Below are 21,531 nucleotides of genomic sequence, written 5' to 3' on the forward strand. Positions count from 1 at the left end.
ATGAACATGGGCGGCTGTCTGATCAGCAATAAGTGCCGATGCGAAAAAGGACGGCCGATCAACCGGTTTACATGAAACATTCCTTATACAAAATCCCTTACCAACATGGGTTTTTGATTTTGCAGGCGCCGCTCCGGAAAGCGGCGCTCTGGCATTACAGCGTCTTGATAAATTCGATCAAATCCCAGCGCTGCTGCTCGGTTAAAGCGGGCAACACTGTACCATCTGCCTGCGGTGTTCGGCCAGCGCCGTATTCGTGGCCGCCGTTCATATCGCCGGCCCGGAATGTCTGGAACCGGAAACCGTCATAACCCTCGGAGCGAAAGCCCATCTTCACCGGATCATACTCGCGGCTGCCCACCATGAAGTCATCGGGCCGGTACTGTCCATCCTCCGGGTCGCCCGCTTGCTTCTTGGGTAAAAGCAAATCGTACATAGTCGGCACAGATCCGTTGTGCAGATAAGGCGCTGTGGCCCAGATACCGTTTAGCGAGCGGGCTTTGTAGGACAGCAGCGAGTCATAGGGATTCGCGGTGGTGTCCGGCTTGTAATTGCCTGCTTTCATACTGGGCTTGATGTCGTTATCGAAAAACGACATGGCCAGGGTATACAGCCAATCGAGGCCGCGCCGCAGCGCCCACTTGTCCGTATCTTCCGTACTTACCACGCCGGTGGTCACCGAGGTGAGTATCTGGATTACCGGTGCATTTTCTTCCAGTACCAGCGGCCCCACATCGGTGCTCTGGTAAGTGTGGACGAAATTGCCGGATTTGCCTTTGTAATTGACACTGTTGCGGGCCATCACCGGATCGGTACCGATAGCATCAATGTTTGACATTTTTCCGATCACCAGCCGATCCCAAGCGGAGCGGTCAATGATTTCGTGACAGGACTGACAGTAATGACTATAGATCACCCGGCCGCGATTTGCTTTTTCCATATCAATTTCGCCCAGGATTTGCTCCGGCCACACCGGTGATTGCAAACTTTTCAGGTGGGATTCAAGCCGCTCAAGGTTAATCAGATCAATGGACGATTTGAAATCAATACGCTCCTGCTTCTTACTCTGCCCGGTTAAATGCGCAGACAAACTGAAGCCGGGCTTTTTCGCGGTCCAGTCGAGAATGCCGAATACGCCGATCACTTCACCCGCGTTGCGTCCCAAGGGACCTACCCCGGAATTGCCCGCCAGTCCATTCCACTGTACATAATCAGAGTGCGCGATATCCCAGAGGAAGGGATAACTGACCGGCGCGTCAGGTTCGTTGAAGATTGAATTGCGCACGCGCAGCATTTGTCGCGGGGACAGATTCGGATAGCCAGTTGAGTCAGATTCCAGTCGCTCCGAAATCAGCGCAAATTCTTCATCACCAATAATGGTGTTGCTGATGTCCTTGAGGACCAGGTCCACTTGCTCGCTGGTCAGCAAAGGTTGGTTGGTCGCAGAGACAACGTCGAGTAACACATCGCGCATCTGCTTTTTGCTAAGTACATGTTGTAAGACGCGATTGTAGATGCGACCGAAGGCGTCCAGTCGTGCATAACCATAATCGATATGGCTGTGGTTGATGGTGTTGTAGAGCTCGATGTTATAGGTCCATCTTTCAATGTCGGCCTCGACCGCCTTTTTATCGTCATAGCTGTTATCCAGCTCAAGTACACGCTCGATAAACCGATCGCGTTTTTCGCCCGGTGCGGCTACTGCCTTGAGCGATTTTTCCAGTGCCACCAGGAAACTAACCATGTCGGCCATGGCCGGGCCGCCATCGATGCGAATCGCTTTGCCCTGATAATTGACCTGACTGGTGTGACAGGCGGCGCAGGTGTAGCCGACATAATCCATCCCTTGGTAAACATCTTTCACGAAGCCTACCGGCAAACCGTCGGGATTAAAAAACGTCGGTTTTTGCGGAAGATAACGGAAGGCATCCATATGATTGGGATCGCGCAATAATTCGGTAGAGTCGGCCTGCTCCAGCACCATAAAAAAATCATAGGGAAGCATGCCGGAGCCTTGGGTGGTGTTGTAAAACCACAAGCTGTCCGCTTCGTCCCAACCCTGATCGAGATAAATCGGTGTGGAATAGTTTTCACCAAAGAGACCATTTTCGATGGGCATGGCCCCGCGCTCTGGGTCGTTGTCCCAGTGTTGATAGATCTTGCCTATGATGAGGCTGATCACCATGCTGATGATCACAGCGAGAATAAAACAGAAGATAATCTTGCGGTAACGTTTGACGAGCCGGAAAGCAGCGAGGCTTCCGGCAATTAATTTGATGCTCATACTGAAACCCTTTTCGTATATCCGTTTTCCCAAACCGTCGGTTGCCTGTGGTGCACAACCGTCGCTGAACTATCAGTGTCCTACAGCATTTTCAGTATAGCGATTAAACTATTTTCCGGTAACGGGTAAAGGCCCGGGTAAGAAAATTTTATTCTTGTTGAGTTTGCGCTTTGGTTGTCGCGACCCAGTCTTTTATACGTGTTTCCAGCAGGGTCAAGGGCATGGCGCCCCCCTGCAGTATCTGCTCGTGAAAAAGGCGCAGGTCAAAAGTCGGCCCCAATTCGGTGTGGGCATATGCGCGCAAGGCGAGAATTTTTTTCATTCCCAGCGTATAGGCCGTCGCCTGTCCCGGCTTGACGATGTAACGCTCTACGGATTTGACGATGTCCTGCCGTGTGTTGGGCGTGTTCTCCAGCAAATACTGAATGGCTTTTTCCCGACTCCAGCGTTGAGCGTGTATCCCGGTGTCTACCACCAGCCGGCTGGCGCGCCAGAGTTCCAGGGACAGGCGGCCAAATTCGGCATAGCGGTCTTTATATAAGCCCAGTTCCAAGGGCAATAACTCCGCATACAACGCCCAGCCCTCCACAAACGCGATGTAACGAACGTGCTGCCGGAACACCGGCAGGTCAGTTTTTTCCTGCGCAATGGCAATCTGCATATGATGACCCGGTATGCCCTCGTGATACGCCAGCGCCTGCATCTGGTAAATCGGCATAGCGTTCATGTTGTACATATTCGCGTAATAAACACCGGGCCGGGTGCCCTTGGCGGCGGGGCGACGATAAAATGCTTTGCCGGCTGTTTTTTCGCGGAATGGCTGGACACGACTAACCAGAAGTTCTGCTTTGGGTTGCGTGATAAACAATTGATCCAGGTTCGCACGCATCTCCTCGATAATGCGCGTGGCTTCCGTCAGATAATCCGCGCGACCGGCGTCAGTGTTGGGAAAATAAAAGCGCGGCTCTTCTCGCATGAAACGAAAAAAATCCTGCAAGCTGCCGGTAAATTTCAATTGCTTCATGATGTGGCGAATTTCGCCGTGGATACGTTCCACTTCCTCTACGCCGAGCGTATGGATTTCGTCAGCGCTTAACGCGGTCGTGGTATTAAAAGCCAATGCAAAACGGTAATAGTCTTTTCCTTTGGGGAACTTCCAGACTCCATCGCGCGCATCAGCCTGTTTTTCCAGGTGCTGCAAGTAGCTGATCAAATGGCGGTAACCCGGCGCGAAAGAATCCTGTAATGCACGCGAGGCTTGTTGCAACAACGCCTGTTCCTGTTTGGCTGGCAGGTCCAGGGCCATGACCTTGGTGCGAAAGTTGCCGAGAATCGGACTATCCTCTGTGCCGTTAAATGGCAGACCCTGTAATAAATTTTCACAGCTGTTGATAACCAATGGAAATACAAATCGGGGTGGCACAACGCCCGCTTGCGCATTTTCCTTGAGCTGCGCGACAACCTGATCGAGCAGCGTATCCACCGCCCCGATACGCCGGATATACGCCCGCGCATCGGCGATGTTGTCAATCCTGTGCGAGTTCATCAGCAAGGATGCAATTTCAGTATGGGTACCAAACGTTTGGTTGACCGGATAGAGGTAGTGCCGCCAGGTATATTGATCAATCCGCTGTTGCAGGGTCGCTTCCATTAAATGGTAGTTGAAGCGGTTTTCGTGGCTCAGTCGGCCCAGGTTCAGTTGTCGTAAACGTTGCAGTTGGTTACGCAGTAATGCATCGGTCTGCCGTTGGTAATTCGCGCTGAGATCATCCCACTGGTCGTAATGGGTTTTGAGGCCGAGATAGGTTTGTTTCATTGGGCTGCGTGCCAAGGCCTCATCGAAAAACTGTTGAAACAATTTTTCAGCGCGGTCATTTTCGTTTGTGGCAGCGGCACAGGGAACAAACATCAGGAGGATAAACGGAATAACCGTGCGCAAGGCAACGACGGTTTTGGTGGTGATCGGCATGGGTACACGTTTCCCGGCTGAGTTCGTCATAAACAGGCATCGTCGTCTTACCTTAACACCATCGGCAGTGATTCCGAAGGTACGAAACCGGCAGGTTGTTCAGCCAAGGTTCATTAAGTTCGTGCCAGCATCAGCCCCTTCGGTGCTCATCTATGAAAATATCTGCTAATGTTTTTACTGGCTCTTCCGGAAAACTGGCACTAAATTGTTAATTCATCCTCATTGTGTAAAGAAACTTTACTAATCTGGTTTGCTCCAATCGCCGCTTGTTGCAAACTCCCGTGGTTTTGAGCCGAAAGTCTTCACAATGAAAACTTTGCTTAGAATTCGCTTGACAAGGTCGTCGGGGTGGGCTTTCGCTTTTGATATATAGATGGAGTACAATCCGGCGCTTTATTCAATAATAAAGTCTCTGCCTGTGGGCCTCCTGGGCTTGGGCTGTAAGCGGTTAGCACGCTTCCGTGCAGGTAAAGGGTAACGATCACGTTTATGCAAGATAAATTCATTTCTCCCCGGTTGGCACTGGATCAGCGCACGGCTCAATTCGAGCAGGTGCTGCGTCGTGGTGCCGCCCTGCTGGGCAAGGTGCCGCTGGAGCGATGGAAATGGCTCGCCACCTTATTATTAGTGTTGTGGTTGAGTCACAGTCTTGCGCGGCTGTTCTGGTTGGTTGCGCCAACACCGGATATTCCGGCCGCGACTGCCTCTGCTGTTGTGGCACCGGCGGGTCAATCCCCCAGTGATGCCCCACCCATTGATATCGCTTCGCTGACTGAGTCCGAGGTTTTCGGGAAGATGGATGCCGCTGCCGCAGAAGAAGCCGCCGCGACACCGGCACCCTCTGTTATCGAAGATGACGCTGTGGATACCCAGTTGAACCTGGTCTTGCGCGGCGTGATTGGTAGTAGTGATGATGCATCGGCCCGCGCCATCATCGCCAACGGGGCTGAAGCAGATGTTTACGCCCCCGGTGACGAGTTGCCGGTCGGCCGTGGCGTTACCCTGGCCAAGGTGCTTGATCTGCGGGTTATCCTGAACAACAACGGTCGTTATGAATCGCTTTGGCTATATAAAGACGATCCTAACGCACGCATTGCTGCACCCTATGTGCCGCCGGAGCAAAATACGGGACGTAGCTGGAGTGATGAAAACACGGAATCCGGTGGCCAACAGCCGCTATTTGTGGACCAGAATCCGGGCTACGACACGCCGTCACCCGATGCCAACCCTATGGGTTCAGCTGATCCCAGTGGCGAGGTGGCTCGTTCCCTGGCGGATGTGGTGGCGATGAGTATCCATCGTGAAGGCGGTCAGGTGGTGGGTTACAAAATCCGCCCGGGTCGCAACGCGGAGCAGTTTTCAGCGCTGGGGCTACAGCCGGACGATATCGTCACGGCAGTAAATGGTGTGCCGCTCACCAGCCCCGGTAAAGTTATGGAAATTTATAAAAATATGAGCAATGCAACTTCCGCCAGCCTCGAAATTAAACGCGGTGGTAGCGTCTTGTCTGTCGATGTTGTGCTTCAATAAGTGAGGATGTCCAGTGAACCTTCGTTATAAACCTGCCAAGCTCGCCGCCGTGCTGATCGCATTGTGCCTGGGCTTCAACACGGTCGCCGCAGAGCAAAGTTGGACGGTCAACTTCAATGACACGGATATCCAGCAAGTCATCAAATTTATGGCGGATGCTACGGGCAAAACCATCATCATCGACCCGAAAGTGCGTGGACCGGTCAAGGTTATCTCCGCCAAGCCGCTTAACAGTGAAGAACTCTACGATCTGTTTCTTTCTGTGCTGGATGTGCATGGTTATACCGCAATAGAAAGCGGCTCGGTCGTGCGCATTGTCCCCAACCGCGATGCCCGGTCGCTGCCGGTACCTAACGAAACCAATGTGACGGAAGTCGACGATACCTACATCACCCAGGTTATCCAGCTTAAAAATATCAGCGCAGCCAAGGTGCTGCCAACCCTGCGCCCGCTGGTGCCGCAATACGGCCATATCTCCGCTTACGATTCCAGTAACGCCCTGATCATCACCGATACCCGCGCCAACATCATTCGCTTGAACGAACTGATCGCCAAGATCGACCAATCAGCGGTGATCGGCACTGAACTGATTGAATTGCGTTACGCCCAGGCGGCGGACATTGTGAACATCATCACCACGCTGGAAAAACCGGACCCGAACCGTGGCACGACAACGTCGCCCGTGGTGCTGGTGGCGGACAAGCGCATCAATGGTGTGATCATCAGCGGCGATGACCTGCAGCGCCAGCGGGTGAAGATGCTGATCGACCAGATGGACCGTCCGCAGACCAAGAACAGCAATATGCGCGTGGTGTATCTCAAGTACGCCAAGGCGGAAGAGGTTTCCAAAGTGCTGACCGGCATGGTGCAAAACCTTGCCCAGGCCAAACCGGTAGAAGGCCAAACGCCTGGCGGCACGGCCGGTATTCAGTTTGATGCGGATACCAACGCGGTACTGATCACCGCTGACAGCGACGTGATGGAATCTTTATTGACCGTCGTTGAAAGCCTCGATATTCGTCGCGCCCAGGTGTTGGTGGAGGCGATTATTGTTGAGGTTAGCGAAAACAATGGTAAAGAGCTGGGTATTGAATGGATGTACCGTGACAGCGAATACGGCTTCGGTAGTTCCGGGCGTGGCGACCGCGGTATTCTTGGTGGCGTAGCGGGTGCTGCTTTTGAGGGAGGAGATTCAGGCTTGGCTGATCTGGCATCCGGACTGAGTGGTATCGCTGGTCAGGCATTTGGTATTGGACGCTTGGGTACGCGCACTGACTTTGCGGCCTTGATCAAGATGCTGCAGGAAAACAACAAAACCAACATTCTTTCCACTCCGAATTTATTGACAACAGACAACCATGAAGCGTCAATTTCTGTTGGCCAGGAAGTCCCTTTCGAAACAGGTTCTTATACGTCGACGGGCGGTACTACCAATCCCTCAAGCCCCTTTACCACCATCGAACGTAAAGATGTGGGTGTGATGCTTACTGTTACTCCCCACGTGAATGACGGGGACAGTGTGGTGCTGGATATCAGTCAGGAAGTGTCAAGCATCGAAGATACGACTACCCGCGGCATTATTACCAATAAACGTACCATCGAAACTCAGATTCTCGCGGAGAATAGTCAGATCGTTGTACTGGGCGGGTTAATTAGAGACGAGATCCGCACCACTGATCTTAAGGTGCCTATTCTCGGCAGTATTCCTGTCATCGGTAATGCTTTCCGAAGTCAAACGTCAGATGTTGTCAAAACCAACTTGCTGGTCTTTATTCGTGCCACGGTGGTGGAGGACGGCAAAATGATGACTGGCGCCACGGCAGAAAAATACAGCGCTATCCGCGATATGCAGATAGAGCAACGTCGTAAGGCCGGTATTCTGGTTAATAGTCGCGAAGTTCCAGTATTGCCAGAGTGGGTTGACGTGGCGACACTGCCTAAGCCCGAAAGCGAGGAATCCCTGCCGGCTGAGGTCATCGACCTACGTTCCAATTCTATCGACCCACCGGCAGAGGAGTAATTGCCGTGACGGACGATCTGTCTACGCTCGAAGAACCTCTGGCTGCAGCAACGCTGTCCGAGGACGAAGAACAGGCTGCCAGCGCGGCAGCGGCTGAGCGTGCGCGCCTGCCCTTCAGCTTCGCCACGACACACGGTGTCATGCTGGAGGAAGAGGGTGCGCGCAAGTTGTTGTATCGCCCCGGCTTGACCATTGATGTGCTGCTGGAATTGCAGCGTTATCTGGGCTCCGATTTTGAGCTGGAAGAAGTCCCTGCCGATGATTTCCAGCGGCGTTTGACCCGCGAATACCAAAGCGGCGAAGGTGCTGCCCAACGTGCGGCGGAAGACCTGGGTGCTGAGTACGATCTTTCATCTTTGGCGGACGACCTGGCAGATCGCACCGATTTGCTCGCTGGCGATGACGATGCACCTATTATTCGTTTGATCAATGCCATTCTGTCGCAAGCCGTGCGCGAAGGTGCGTCGGATATTCACCTTGAGCCCTTTGAAGATCGCGTATCGGTACGTTTCCGTATCGACGGTGTCTTGACTGAAGTACTCTCACCCAAACCGGAATTGGCACCGGTACTGGTGTCCCGTCTTAAAGTTATGGCTCGTCTGGATATCGCGGAAAAACGTTTGCCGCAGGACGGTCGTATCACTGTACGCCTGGCGGGTCACGCCGTGGATATCCGGGTATCGACCATTCCCTCGGCATTCGGCGAGCGTATCGTATTGCGTCTGCTCGATCAGGCTGCGGGCCAGCTCAAACTTGAGCAGCTGGCGATGCCCAAACATGTTCACGATGGCCTGTCGCGGGCGTTGTTGAAACCCCACGGCATTATTCTGGTAACCGGGCCGACCGGTTCTGGTAAAACCACCACGCTCTATGCCGGCCTGAGCCATATCAACAGCCGCAGTCGGAACATCCTCACCATCGAAGACCCGGTGGAATACCTGTTGCCCGGTATCGGACAGACCCAGGTTAATCCCAAGGTGGAGATGACCTTTGCCCGGGGGCTGCGCGCCATCCTGCGTCAGGACCCGGACGTGGTGATGGTGGGTGAGATCCGTGACGGCGAGACTGCCGAGATTGCGATCCAGGCCAGTTTGACCGGTCACCTTGTGTTGTCCACCCTGCACACCAACACCGCGATCGGTGCAGTAATGCGCTTGAAAGACATGGGCGTGGAGCCATTCTTGCTGGCATCGAGTCTGGAAGTGGTCATGGCCCAGCGTCTGGTGCGGATGCTGTGTGAGCACTGTAAGGAACCTTACGAGCCTAGCGAAGCCGAGCGGGACATGCTCAAGCTGCCGGCGAATGCCAGTATCTGGCGTCCCATGGGCTGTAAACACTGCAACAGCCAGGGTTATCGCGGTCGTAAGGGGATTTACGAATTGATTGAAATTAACGAACGTATACGCCATCTGATTCACGAGCAAGCGGGTGAACAGGAATTGTTAGCGGAAGCGCGCAAGCACAGCCCTTCCATGAGTGATGACGGCCGCAATTGTGTGCTCAAAGGCATCACCAGTATTGAAGAAGTACTGCGGGTAACAACGCAGTTATAAAGCCACAGCGTTAGACACAACGGGGATTCACGTTAAGGCATGGGTGCATACAGTTATCGCGCATTGAACGAGACGGGTAAGGCCGTCAAAGGCATCCTGGAAGGCGATTCTGAACGCCAGGTCCGGAGCCAGTTGCGCGCGAAAAAACTCAAGCCGCTGGAGGTCATTAATGTCACCGGTAAGGCCATTAAAGCGGGCGACGACACCAGTTTTTCCGGCATGCGTAGCCGCTGGGGAAAACGTCTAAACACGCGTGAACTTAGCCTGATTACCCGTCAATTGGCCTCACTGGTGCGCTCCGGTCTGCCGCTGGATGAAGCCTTGCATGCTACCGCGCGCCAGCAGAACAAGCAGAACATCAAGCAGATTCTGCTACAGGTCAGGACCAAGGTTCTTGAGGGTTTCAGCCTGGCACAGGCGCTGGGTGAAAATCCGGCGGCGTTTAATGAGATGTATCGTGCTCTGGTGCGCGCTGGTGAAAGTTCCGGCTACCTCGGACCGGTATTGGAGCGGCTCGCGGACTACACCCAGACCAGCCAACAGGTACAGCAGCGTCTGAAGATGGCGATGATCTACCCGGTGGTGCTGTTGGTTATCAGCCTGTCGGTGATCGGGGCCTTGATGGCCTTTGTTGTACCCAAGCTTGTAGGTATCTTTGCTCACAGTCAGCGCGATCTCCCGCCCTTGACCCAGGCATTGATTGCCACCAGTGACTTTGTGGTTAATTACGGCATCTATTGTATTTTTGCCTTGATCGGGATTGTGTTTGGGATCAAGCGACTCTTGCGCAACGAAAACCGTCTGCGCACCTGGCACAGCTGGCAATTGCGTTTGCCAGTGATCGGCAATCTCGTGCGGCAGATCAACAGTGCCCGGTTTGCCGCAACCTTGAGCCTGTTGTCATCCAGTGGTGTGCCGTTATTGCAGGCCTTGAGTATCGCTGGTCAGGTGATGAGTAATAAGTTGTTGCAGGAGTCTTGCGAGCAGGTTGCCGCCGCCGTGCGCGAAGGTAGCAGCCTTTACCGCGCCATGGAGAATGTCGGGACCTTCCCACCATTGCTGGTGCAACTGGTATCCAGCGGTGAAGCTAACGGTACCCTGCCACAACAATTGGACAATGCGGCCCAGGATCAGGAACGGGAGCTGGAGATGATGCTGGGGATGGCCATGGGCCTGCTGGAGCCATTGACCATCGTATTTATGGGATTGGCGGTGTGCCTGATTGTTATGGCGATCCTGCAGCCGATCTTTGAGATGAATAGTCTGATTTAAACCCGGTCGGCAGACCGGTCAACACACAAGATGTAGCGAGTATTTTTATTCGAATTGTTATGGGAGTCACTATGAAAGCTGTTAATCACTCTATGTCCAACCACCAGGGAATGCGTCGGCAGGCGGGTTTCAGTTTGATCGAGATCATGGTGGTGGTCATCATCATCGGCTTGCTCGCCAGTATCGTGGCGCCGGCGGTGTTGGATCGTGCAGACGAGGCGCGTATCCAGAAAGTCCAGGCGGACTTCAAATCCATTCAAACTGCCCTGAAGCTTTACCGGATCGATAACTTTGTTTATCCCAACACGGAGCAAGGTTTGGAGGCGCTGGTAACCAAACCCAGTATTACCCCGATTCCGCGCAACTGGAAAAGCAGCGGCTATATCGAAACCCTGCAACAGGACCCCTGGGGTCGTCCCTACCTGTACCTCAGCCCTGGCGAAGCGCACGAATATGACATTTATACCCTGGGTGCAGATGGCGTCAGCGGCGGTGAAGGCCCCAATGCTGATATCAGCATCTGGGATCAACCGGCCCAGTCGGAATAATCGGGTAGCGGAGTGTATGTCGGGCTTGTCAGGATCTTTGTGGATAACCATGGGGATAACCGTGTGAACAAGCCTGTGATTAACCTTGTGGATAACAAAGTGGTAAAGCACCGGCAAGGCGGATTCACGCTGCTGGAGATCATGGTGGTGATCCTGATCCTCGGTTTTGCATTGGGGGTTGTATCACTTTCGGTTGGGGGTGATGACGGCGCTTCGGCGGCCCACAAAGAAGCCGAAGATTTTATGCTCACCGCCAACTTTGTCGCCGAACAGACGGTGCTGAACAGCCAGATCATTGGCTTGTTTTTTGAGCCGCGTAATGCAGCCGATTCTATCGACGTGCAATGGTGTTATCGCTGGCAGCAGCGACGCGACAATACCTGGCAGGAAATATCGTCCCTGCCGGAACACTGCCTGCCGACGATATTGCAGGTGGAAATGATCGTGGAGGATGAACCCTACGAGCATGACCCGGATCTGACACCCACGCCGCCGGTATTGGTGTTTTATCCCAGCGGTGAATCAACCCCTTTTGAACTGGCGATCTTTGAGTCGCAAGGGGGCTTTACCGAAGAGGAAACGATTCAGCGAATCGAGGTGGATATGATGAGTGATGTTCGCTGGCGCAATCGCGATGAGGCTGACGCAGCTGCCGAGGCAGCGGGATACAGATAATGACTAGACATCATCGGGCAAGACATTCCGGGCGGGGCTTCACCCTGATCGAAGTCATGGTTGCCCTGGCGGTGGTTGCTATGGCCTTGCCGGCCATGTTGACCCTGGTGATGAGTCAATTGGATGGCACAGTCGCCATCCGCGAAAAGACCCTGGCATTCTGGGTGGCGGAAAACGAATTGACCCGCATCCGCATGCAACAGCGCTATTTTACGGAGATGAAGCTGCCGGACACCGACAAAGGCACAGTCAATATGGGCAGCATGCAGTGGTATTGGGAGATGACCCGGGAAGAGACCACCATGGAAGACTTCTACCGGATCGAGATTCTGGTGTATGCCGGTGGGCCGGTAAATCCCAACGGTTCGGGCAGTTCACCCTCCAGTACCGCGCGACGCAATCTGGCTAATAAAGAACCCATGGCGCGCCTGGCAGGATTTTTAAGTGATTAAGCGGCAGCAATCAGCAGGTTTTACCCTGCTTGAAGTGTTGATCGCGCTATCCATCGCGGCGGTTATCGCGGCCATGTCTTACCAGGCAATCGAAGGCGCTACCGGTGGCGCTGAGCGAACCCGCGATGTGATGGCCGAGATCAATCAGCTGGATCGCACGTGGCAAATCATTGCTTCGGACATGCGCCAGGTGCTGAAACCGGAAATCGGACAGCGTGGCCCACGTTTTGAATTTAAAGCCGAAAGTCTTGAGCGCGCTGGCGACGATGTTGAACAGGTATTGATGAGTTTCACCCGCCGGGGCTGGATTAATCCGATGGAACGCTTGCGCAGTGATCTGCAGCAAGTCAGTTACCGCATCGCTGAGGGTAAACTCTGGCGCGACTATTTGCCGGAGCGCAATGTACCGATTGATGAGCTGGATTTTGAGGAGACAGCACTCAATCAAATGCTGTTAGAAGGGGTTAAGGACGTGCAGTTTCGCTTCCTTCCGACAGAACTGGTGCAGCAGCGCGGCCCGATCATTCTGGGCGGTCTGGATTACACCCGCGACTGGGAGCCGGTGTGGCCAAGACCGGAGCAGACTGGCCAGGCCAGTATGCCCGCAGCGGTAGAGATCACCATTGATGTCGAGGGGATGGGTGTCAGTGCGCGCCTTTTTGAACTTACACAGTAAACGAGAGGCCGGTGCTGTTCTGGTCATGGCCTTGTTGATTGTGGCTGTGGTGGCGGGGTTAAGCATCAAATTTGCCGGTGACTACCAACTGGGGCTGACGCGGGCCGAAAGTCGCTGGCATGGTACCCAAGCCAGAGCCTATATGCTGGGGATGGAAGATGCGGCCCTGGAACTGCTGAAGGAGGCGGACCAGGACCCCGAGGTGGATTATCTCGGTGAGGGCTGGGACACCGAAGTACCTTTTGAGATTGATGGTGGTTGGCTGCTGGCGCGGGCAGTGGATGCCAGCAGTTTGATTGATTTGAACTCACTGACAGGCAACAACTTCGGCGAGCGGCCATTAACTGATCCGGAACGTTACACCGAGCCCCAGCGACGCTTTATCCGGTTATTGCAGACCTTCCCGGATTTGCCGATCCAGCTGGAGGAAGCCTGTCAGATTGTCGAAGCCATCGTTGATTGGACTGATCCGGACGATAACGAGTCAGGATTTGGCGGTGCCGAATCCTATTATTACCAGGGGCTGGAGATGCCGTACAACGCGGCTAACGGTTCCTTCAGAAGTGTGGATGAGCTGCGGCTGGTGCGCTACATGACCCCCGAGCTGATGACGCTGTTGCGGCCCTACATTACGGTATTGCAGTCGACGACGGCTCCGGGTGGACAGCAGCAGGGTGGGCAACAACAAGGTGGTTCCTCATCCACCATCAATGTGAACACCATGCCGCCGCACCTGTTGCGAACGCTTAACAACAAAACCGTCCTGGCGCCTCTGGGCGAACTGGAAGCTGAGCAACTGGCGCAAGCCATCCCGACCGATGGTTTCTACCCGACAGTAGAAGAGTTTAAAAGCAGCTGGGAGACCGCTATAGGCAACGGGGAGTTGGATATCAGCGGGCTGGCAGTAAAGACAGAGTTTTTCTGGCTCTACATCCAGGTAGACCTGGTCGAGCAACGGCGCGGCATGCGGAGTTTGATCCAGCGCGATGGCCAAAATTTTAAAGTGGTATTGCGCAACGATACCTACTGACGAACACAACATCTGCACACTGCGGATAACAACAAAATAGCAGCCCTTAGGGGCCGGCGTTTAACAGGTGAAGCAAGGCGTTATGTCAGATCAACTTGTGCTTTATATCAATCGCGCAGCGGACACGTACCGCTGGTGCTGGCTGGACGCCAACAGTCGCGCGCTGACTGACACGGCCGGCAGTGGCGATCTGCAAGCCCTGGAAGCCAGTCTGGGGGCTGGCACTCATCAGGCCTGGCTTATCGTGCCCGGCACCAAGGTTATTACGCGCGAACTTGAATACAACGAAAAAGAAAAGAAACACCTGCGCAACCTGCTGCCCTTCCAATTGGAAGATAACGTTATCGGCGATGTCGACCGTTTCCATTTTGCGCTCGGCCCCCTGAATAACGGCAAAGTCTGTGTCGCCTATATGGAAAAGGCCTGGCTGGAAACGGTATTTGAGCAACTGAAAAGTATTGCTGTTGAAGTGACTCAATGTCGGTCGGCACCTCTGGCTCTGCCTCTAAGTGCATCTGCACCGGTTGACGGTGTGGAGGCTACAGCGGAGTCCAATGATCACTGGACCTTGCAGATCCATGAAGGCGTGGTCATGGTGCGTTATACCGCTCACCTTGGTTTCAGTGTGGATGTTCCCCACGCGCGCCTGGCGCTGCAAATGCTGCTGACCGCCCAGGAACGGGTAGATCAATTGCCGCAACTCACCTTGCGCGCTGTTAATGAACGGGATCTGGCCACATTGCGCGAACTGCTTCCGCCATCACTCACCGAGCGGGTTATCAGCGAAGTCATCGTCGATTTCTGGCAGCTTGATTACGGCAACTCCAGTATTGATTTGTGTCAGGGTGACTTTTCCCAGCGTCTGCCCATCGAGCGTTGGTGGCGCAACTGGCGCTCGGTAGGGACGCTGGCGGCTGTCAGTCTCGGGGTGTACATCGGTGTGTTGCTCTTTCACATTCATGTTCTGAAAGATGAAAACCTGGAGATTCGCCGGCAGATTGAAGGCGTATACCGCACGGTTGTGCCCCAGGGTGCGCTGGTGGATGCGGAAAAACAGTTGACCGGTATGGCGCGTGAGCTGCAACCGGCCGGACAATCCGCGCGTGCCATGGAATTGATCTCCGAAGTCCTGCCGCCCCTGAGTGGCAATGACTCTATTATTTTGCGCAGCATCCAATACTCCGCAGACACCAGCGAGATTAACCTGAACCTGCAAGCGAATGCGTTTAATGCCATTGAACAGGTGCGTACCAATATTGAACAAAAAGGCTTGAAGGCGGAGCTGCTCAGCTCCAGCGCCCAGGGCGAGATTTTCTCGGCGCGCCTCAAGATCAGCAAACTTAACTGACCTACGCTTATGAACGAACTCCTGACTCATTTCAGTCGTTTCAATCGCCGCGAACAAACCACGATGTTGGTGGGTGGCATTGCGGTTTTGCTTTACGTGTTGTGGATCGCGGTGTTGGCGCCCTTGCAAGCCAAGCGCGATAACCAGGTCCTGGCCAACACCACCACGACCCAATCCTTGGGCCGGGTGAAATTACTGGCCGCACAAATCCAGCAGTCGCGCAATCAGGGTGGCCAGGCCGCTGGATCTGGAGAGAACATCAGTCGCTTGATCGACGCCAGCCTGCGCGCCAACAACCTGAGTATGAGTGGTTTCCAACCCGGCACCGCCGGCGAAGTGCGGGTGCGGCTTGATCGCGCGCCTTTTGAGTCGCTGATGCAGTGGCTCTATGACGTGGAATACAAACACAATATTGCCGTACGCGATCTTTCCATTGCCTCGACCAATGAGCCGGGTCAGGTAACCGTCAATATTCGCATGCAAAAACACTAGGTAGTGGATAACAACAATGATGGCGAGTGTGAAACAAGCTGCACCGGCAAGGCCGCGAGCGATGAACAATAAATTCTGGATTGCCTTGGGTATTCTCATTTGGCTGGTATTTGTGATCAGCCAGATACCGGCAGTATGGGGCGCCTGGTTGATGACCCGCGGCAACGATCAACTGGCGTTGAGCGGTGTGAGTGGCAGTGTATGGAACGGTCGCGCCAGTCTGGCCAGCGTCAAGGTTCAGCAAAAAGACTACTCCCTCGGCGAACTGCGCTGGGAATTGCACCCCCTTTCAATGGTGTTTTTGAATCCCTGTGCCACCGTCCACACCAAGCAGGATCGTCAGCAGATAGACGGCGAAGTCTGTACCAGCCTGAGCGGCGGTATTGAATTAAACGACGCGGATATCACTGCACCAGCTGCCTTGTTCCAGGGCGCCTTGCCGCTGCCCTTCGATGGTCAGTTGTCGGCCCGGATTGAGGAACTGGAAGTGAGCAACCAAGAGCTGCAAAGCCTGAATGGCAATCTGACCTGGTCGGCGGCGCGCATTCACAACGGCAATAACTGGATGGATCTGGGCAGCTTTGCTGCTGAACTCACCCAGGCACCGGAAGGCGTTAACGCCAATATCTTCAATATCGACGGTCCGGTTCAATTGCAATTGCAAGCCATGCTGGCATTGGCCGGTGGCGGCAATGTTAAAGGTCAGTTCAGCATGAGTCAGGCCTTTGCCGAAGAGATTAATGCCGGCGCCTGGATATCCATGTTCGCCCAACCGGATGGTGCGGATAATGCCGGTAATAATCGTTATCGGGTCGATATGAATCTGTAATTCGCATCCGCTTCTCGTGGCGTCTGTGCAGACGCCATCTCCCTCGCCCAACTTCTTCTCGTTTCGGTCGATACAACCTCGCTGTGATCCCTATCTAATTTCGCCAATGTCATCGTGACCACCGTTTTGTCGAACGGATTTTTTTGTTCTCGCTAACCCTTATTTATCGTGGTATATAGTTTTTAGGGATAAAAACAACGTTGTCATAAAGCGTATTCGCCGTTGTTGTTGCCGCCGTCCCGTTCTAGGATCGGGACGTTGTATCCCTTCTGTAATAAACCGCCTCGCGCTGCCCCTCGGTCAAGGAATGGGGCTGGGTGAGGTATTAATCATTCACACAACTGATAATTCATAAGGTCATCCCAATATGACAGTCATAGCAAATAACAACAGGTGTGGTAATCGGGCCGGTGGCAGCGGCTCAACAAGCAATTTCAATACATTCATGGTCAGGCTGGTGCAAGGGTGCACCGGCATCTTTATATGGGCATTGATGAGCAATGCCTACGCGGTAAATTGTTCATCAATTCCGCAGTGGAGCAATATCGCCGTTTATACACAGGGAAATAACGTACAACGCAACCACACTGTTTACCGGGCCAATTGGTGGAACCAGAATGCCGACCCGGTGACGCATTCGGGACAATGGCAAGAATGGACGAGTATCGGCGTCTGCGATGGTACAACCAGCAGCTCTTCATCCAGCGTCGTCAGCAGTTCCTTGCCTTCAAGCAGCTCCTCGCTGTCTTCCAGTGTGGCCAGTTCAGTGGTGAGCAGTTCGGTGATGAACAGCTCGTCGGTCGGTGGCAGTTGTGCTTCGCCAAGCTATTCTGCGGGTACCAGCTACACCGCCAATCAACTGGTGCAAAACGCTGGCAGTGAATATCGCTGCACCATTGCAGGCTGGTGCTCTTCCAGTGCAGCCTGGGCCTATGCGCCAGGGACCGGAGCCCATTGGCAGATGGCCTGGGAATTGGTGAGAAGTTGTGGGGTGACCTCTTCTTCCAGCTCGGTTGTTTCTTCGAGTATCGGTTCGAGCATCAACAGCTCATCATCCAGCAGCGGCAACAGTGACGATGACTATCGAATCATCTCCGGCTATTGGCACAACTTCGACAATGGCTCAGGTGTTATTCCGATCAGTCAGGTGTCCGATGCGTTTGATGCGATCAATGTGTCCTTTGCGGAACCCACTGGTGCTGCGCCGGGCATGATCGGCTTTGTCCTTGATCCGGCCTTCAATGAACAAGAATTCCGGGCGGGTATTCAGGCGAAACAGGCTGCCGGGAAAAAAGTCATCATCAGCATCGGCGGTGCCAACGGTCAGGTGCAATTACCCACGCTGGCCGCGCGTAATAACTTCGTGAATTCGATGATCACCATCATTGATGAATACGGCTTCGACGGCCTTGATGTGGACTTCGAAGGACACTCATTATTCCTTAACGAAGGCGATACGGATTTCCGCAATCCGACCACGCCGGTTATCGTGAATTTGATCGGCGCCCTGCGCGACCTTACCGATCATTACGGCGAAGACTTTATGCTCACCATGGCTCCGGAAACTTTCTTCGTGCAGTTGGGTTACAGCTTCTACGGTGGCACCTGCTTGGGTTGCGACAGACGCGCCGGCGCCTACTTGCCTGTGATCCACGCCATGCGCGACCAACTGGATTGGCTGCAAGTGCAGAACTACAACTCCGGCCCCATCACCGGTTTGGATAATCAATACCACACCATGGGCGTAGCCGATTTCCACATTGCCATGATCGATATGTTGCTAACCGGCTTCACCATTGCCGGCACCAATGATTTCTTCCCGCCCTTGCGGCAGGATCAGGTGCTGCTCGGCCTGCCCGCTAACAACAATGCCGGCGGTGGCTTCACCAGCGTGTCGCAAGTGCACAGTGCGTTGAATTGTTTGATCAAGTTGCAGGGTTGCACCACCTATCAACCACACAACGCATGGACAGATTTACGCGGCGTGATGACCTGGTCGATTAACTGGGATAAGTTCAACAACTTCGAGTTCTCGACGAATCATCGGCAGTATCTGGATAGTTTGCAGTAAATTTCTCTGTTCGCCGGGGCAGCTTTCTGCTCCGGCTTTTACACAAGAAGGCTCTTACAAAACAGTTAACGATGTGTGTTCAGTAAAATTAATTTGCAGAGTTGCGGAATACCACAGAGTCCATCTGTAACTGCTCTACCTGCGCCTGAACTTCCTGCGGACTCAACACCTCTTGATCCACAAAATAAACCCAATCAACATCCTGTTGATAAACACGTTCGCTGCTGGAATTGATTAATCCACCTTCAATAAACCAGATATTGAAATTAATCGACATCGCCGTTTCCGGATAATATTTTCCGCCGTGCGTTGCGCACAATATGCCGTCGATGTAATAGCGCACCTGATCTTCATCTACTTGCACAACCAGCGTGCGCCAGCCGGTGTGATCGGCAACCAGCGTCGTGTGCGTGTTGTCCGCAATCCATGGATCGGGTTGGTAAGTTTCCCAGGTGGTGAGGAACATGGTGGGTTGGCTTTGGCCCCAGCCGCCGTTGGCTAAATATTCAAAATCAATCTCGCCGTAATCCGGGTCCATGGAAAATTCCAGCGGTGTAATCGTATAAAAGGTTTCAACGATTTGATCGCCGTCGGTGCCGGATGTCGGTTCGTTGTAAAAATACATTCTGGCGGCGTAGGTACCGCGTAAATAATTGCCATCGTGAGTAATTTGCGATTGCACGGTGGTTGCACCGTTGCCCGCTGTTGATGCACGCATGCGCATTAAACGATTGCTGTTGTTGTCGGGGTCATCAAGAAAACTCACGTAACCCGCTGACCAACTTGCACCACTGATTCCCGGGCCGCCACCGCCGGTGCGTACATACCAGCCGTTGGTGGGCATTTGGGTGGAGTCGGTGTAATTAAAATCGTCGAACAAAACATTTTCACTGATGGCGACTGCCGAGCTGGATGAGCCACTGGCGATTGAACTGGAAGTGCTGCTTGGCGAGCTGTGACTGGATGATGAAGGAATGCTACTGCTTATAGCGGAGCTGCTGGATACCATGCTGGAGCTGCTGCTCGTATCGCCAGAGGATGCCTGGCTGGATGTTGGCGCACTATCAGAGCCTGAGCTGCCGCTACCACCGCATGCGCTTAATAACGTCAGTAATGCCGGGATGCAAAGCTTCGTTAATGGAACGCCTTTGGGATTGTCAGCGCACGACATAAGAGACTCCAGGTAGGTCATTTGTTTGCCCATATTGACAACGTTGTCCCTCGAAGTAAACTCCCTTCTGTTCTATAGAAATCTTTTGCTCTCACGGGGATTTACTATGTCTTTCATTCGCTATGTCGTTGTCGGTGCAGCGTTAATGCTGGCCAATCAGGTGGCTGCATATAATTGTACTAACCTGCCGAACTACTCGGTTTCTGCCGCGGCCACCGGCCAGTTGGTAAAACATCAAAACCATGCGTATCGCTGCGACGTCGGCGGCTGGTGCAGCTTGGGTGGGCCTTATGAGCCGGGCGTGGGTTGGGCCTGGGCTTATGCCTGGAGTGATCTGGGTGTGTGTGATGCAGGAGGAGCATCTTCAATCAGTTCGTCCAGTGTTATGAATTCCAGCTCTTCAAGTTTCAGTTCTTCCAGCTCCAATATTTCCTCAAGTGCGCCTTCCAGTGTGAGCAGTTCGTCCAATTCAAGCAACAGCTCATCCAATTCAAGTAATAGTTCAACCGGTGGTGCGCCGCTGTATTTCAATGATTTTAATCAACACTCAACCGGCGCTTACACGGCAGCGCAATTCAATGCGGATTGGGGATTTAATCCCAATGCCTCGGCGGGTGTGGCCGATGGTCGCCTGCACATTTTGAATGACCCCGAGGGTGGCAATAACAAGGTGCTGCGTGTGACTTATCGTCAAGGGCAAGTGGGTGGCGGTTCAGCGTCGGTGTTTACCTACACCATTCCCGGTGCGCCGCACAACCAATTGTGGCTGCAATATAAAGTGATGTTCGGTGAAAACTTTACCTGGGTTAAAGGTGGAAAATTACCGGGCCTTGCGGGCTACACCGGCACCAAGCCGACCGGCTGTGTAGCGAATAATTTACTCGATGGTTTTAGTGCGCGCTTGATGTGGCGAGAGAACGGTCACGCGCTGCAATATCTGTATAACCCGGATAAAACCGAATACTGCGGTGATTACAGCAGCTATTATTTTTTCTTTACCAAAGGTCGCTGGCACACCATCACCAGCCATGTGGAGTTGGGCTCGGTCAATCAACACGATGGCCAGATCACCACGTACATTGACGGTGAAGAAGTATTGGTTTCCAGCAACCTGCTGTTGCGCACCAGCGCGCAGGTCACCATCGATAAATTATTGTTTGAAACCTTCTTCGGCGGCAGCTCCAATGATTGGGCGCCGGCTACAGATCAATACAGCTACTTCGATGACATCACCATCAGCACCACCAGTCGCCTGGGTGATGTAACGACCCAGCCGGATGGTGGCAATCAGGGAGGAAATCATCCCTTGGCAGGTTACAACCAATGGCAAGCCGCAGGCAGTTACAGCAGCGGTAGTCGCGTTTACGTGCAGGACGATGAAAGTTTTTATCACTATTACGAAGCACGTTACGGAATCGCACCTAATAAAAACCCGCTGCAGCATTCCTTACCGGAAAATTATGTGGGCATCTACAGCCCGGTTCGGTTGGATAACAGTGAGCCTTGGGTGGAGTTGATTGATCCTTAAGTCAACACTTAATGATGGACGGAAACTTTACGAGTTCGGCCGGCATCTTTTTGCGAGCTTTGCGATGGCAATTGTCAAAACAC

At 53.5% G+C, this 21,531-nt stretch carries 17 protein-coding genes; 14 read left to right on the forward strand and 3 right to left on the reverse strand.

Translation table 11 applies throughout. The features are described 5' to 3' along the window. Positions 1–154 precede the first annotated feature (154 nt). Both CBR65_RS14800 and CBR65_RS14805 read right to left on the reverse strand, forming a co-directional pair. Complete coding sequence (locus CBR65_RS14800) at positions 155–2,284, reverse strand: di-heme-cytochrome C peroxidase (protein WP_087467578.1); 2,130 nt, start codon at positions 2,282–2,284, stop codon at positions 155–157. Between the two features lie 148 nt (positions 2,285–2,432). Further along, positions 2,433–4,283: a DUF885 family protein gene (locus tag CBR65_RS14805; RefSeq protein ID WP_232461204.1), complete on the reverse strand. Its 1,851-nt coding sequence runs from the start codon at positions 4,281–4,283 to the stop codon at positions 2,433–2,435. A 459-nt stretch (positions 4,284–4,742) separates the two neighbouring features. On the opposite strand from CBR65_RS14805, the gene gspC reads away from it, so the two are divergent. The 13 genes from gspC to CBR65_RS14870 all read left to right on the forward strand — a co-directional run bounded on the left by gspC (position 4,743) and on the right by CBR65_RS14870 (position 18,749). Continuing rightward, positions 4,743–5,783: a type II secretion system protein GspC gene (gene gspC / locus CBR65_RS14810; RefSeq protein ID WP_087467580.1), complete on the forward strand. Its 1,041-nt coding sequence runs from the start codon at positions 4,743–4,745 to the stop codon at positions 5,781–5,783. Positions 5,784–5,796: 13 nt separating this feature from the next. Then, complete coding sequence (gspD, locus tag CBR65_RS14815; protein WP_232461205.1) at positions 5,797–7,803, forward strand: type II secretion system secretin GspD; 2,007 nt, start codon at positions 5,797–5,799, stop codon at positions 7,801–7,803. Then, on the forward strand, positions 7,803–9,356 hold the full coding sequence (gspE, locus tag CBR65_RS14820) for a type II secretion system ATPase GspE (protein WP_087467581.1): 1,554 nt from the start codon (positions 7,803–7,805) through the stop codon (positions 9,354–9,356). Before gspD ends, gspE begins: the two co-directional genes overlap by 1 nt. A 39-nt stretch (positions 9,357–9,395) precedes the next feature. Beyond that, positions 9,396–10,628 (forward strand): type II secretion system inner membrane protein GspF, encoded by a 1,233-nt coding sequence (gene gspF / locus CBR65_RS14825; protein WP_087467582.1) that lies wholly within the window; start codon positions 9,396–9,398, stop codon positions 10,626–10,628. 71 nt (positions 10,629–10,699) lie between these two features. Beyond that, on the forward strand, positions 10,700–11,176 hold the full coding sequence (gene gspG, locus CBR65_RS14830) for a type II secretion system major pseudopilin GspG (RefSeq protein ID WP_304441682.1): 477 nt from the start codon (positions 10,700–10,702) through the stop codon (positions 11,174–11,176). A 63-nt stretch (positions 11,177–11,239) separates the two neighbouring features. Then, positions 11,240–11,851 carry a prepilin-type N-terminal cleavage/methylation domain-containing protein gene (locus CBR65_RS14835; RefSeq protein WP_157672090.1) on the forward strand — a complete coding sequence of 204 codons (612 nt, stop codon included), beginning with the start codon at positions 11,240–11,242 and terminating at the stop codon, positions 11,849–11,851. Continuing rightward, entirely contained in the window at positions 11,851–12,303 is a 453-nt protein-coding gene (gene gspI, locus CBR65_RS14840; protein WP_087467584.1) for a type II secretion system minor pseudopilin GspI, read from the forward strand. The genes CBR65_RS14835 and gspI overlap by 1 nt, the downstream gene beginning before the upstream one ends. Next, entirely contained in the window at positions 12,296–12,979 is a 684-nt protein-coding gene (gspJ, locus tag CBR65_RS14845; protein WP_087467585.1) for a type II secretion system minor pseudopilin GspJ, read from the forward strand. Before gspI ends, gspJ begins: the two co-directional genes overlap by 8 nt. After that, a complete protein-coding gene (gene gspK / locus CBR65_RS14850; protein WP_157672091.1) occupies positions 12,963–14,009 on the forward strand; it encodes a type II secretion system minor pseudopilin GspK in 1,047 nt (348 codons plus the stop codon). Before gspJ ends, gspK begins: the two co-directional genes overlap by 17 nt. Positions 14,010–14,091: 82 nt before the next feature. Next, a complete protein-coding gene (gene gspL / locus CBR65_RS14855; protein WP_087467587.1) occupies positions 14,092–15,357 on the forward strand; it encodes a type II secretion system protein GspL in 1,266 nt (421 codons plus the stop codon). Positions 15,358–15,366: 9 nt separating this feature from the next. Beyond that, positions 15,367–15,849 carry a type II secretion system protein GspM gene (gene gspM, locus CBR65_RS14860; protein ID WP_087467588.1) on the forward strand — a complete coding sequence of 161 codons (483 nt, stop codon included), beginning with the start codon at positions 15,367–15,369 and terminating at the stop codon, positions 15,847–15,849. Between the two features lie 61 nt (positions 15,850–15,910). Beyond that, positions 15,911–16,678 (forward strand): type II secretion system protein N, encoded by a 768-nt coding sequence (locus CBR65_RS14865; RefSeq protein WP_157672092.1) that lies wholly within the window; start codon positions 15,911–15,913, stop codon positions 16,676–16,678. Positions 16,679–17,045: 367 nt separating this feature from the next. Continuing rightward, positions 17,046–18,749 carry a glycosyl hydrolase family 18 protein gene (locus CBR65_RS14870; protein ID WP_232461206.1) on the forward strand — a complete coding sequence of 568 codons (1,704 nt, stop codon included), beginning with the start codon at positions 17,046–17,048 and terminating at the stop codon, positions 18,747–18,749. A gap of 88 nt (positions 18,750–18,837) precedes the next feature. On the opposite strand, the gene CBR65_RS14875 is transcribed toward CBR65_RS14870, so the two are convergent. Then, entirely contained in the window at positions 18,838–19,920 is a 1,083-nt protein-coding gene (locus CBR65_RS14875) for a glycoside hydrolase family 16 protein (protein WP_198300751.1), read from the reverse strand. A 106-nt stretch (positions 19,921–20,026) separates the two neighbouring features. Here CBR65_RS14875 and CBR65_RS14885 point away from each other — a divergent pair, with 106 nt between their 5' ends. Then, positions 20,027–21,448, forward strand: coding sequence for a polysaccharide lyase (locus CBR65_RS14885; protein WP_087467593.1), 1,422 nt, complete (start codon positions 20,027–20,029; stop codon positions 21,446–21,448). Positions 21,449–21,531 lie beyond the last annotated feature (83 nt).

The sequence above is a fragment of the Cellvibrio sp. PSBB006 genome (assembly GCF_002162135.1).
Classification (GTDB): Bacteria; Pseudomonadota; Gammaproteobacteria; order Pseudomonadales; family Cellvibrionaceae; genus Cellvibrio.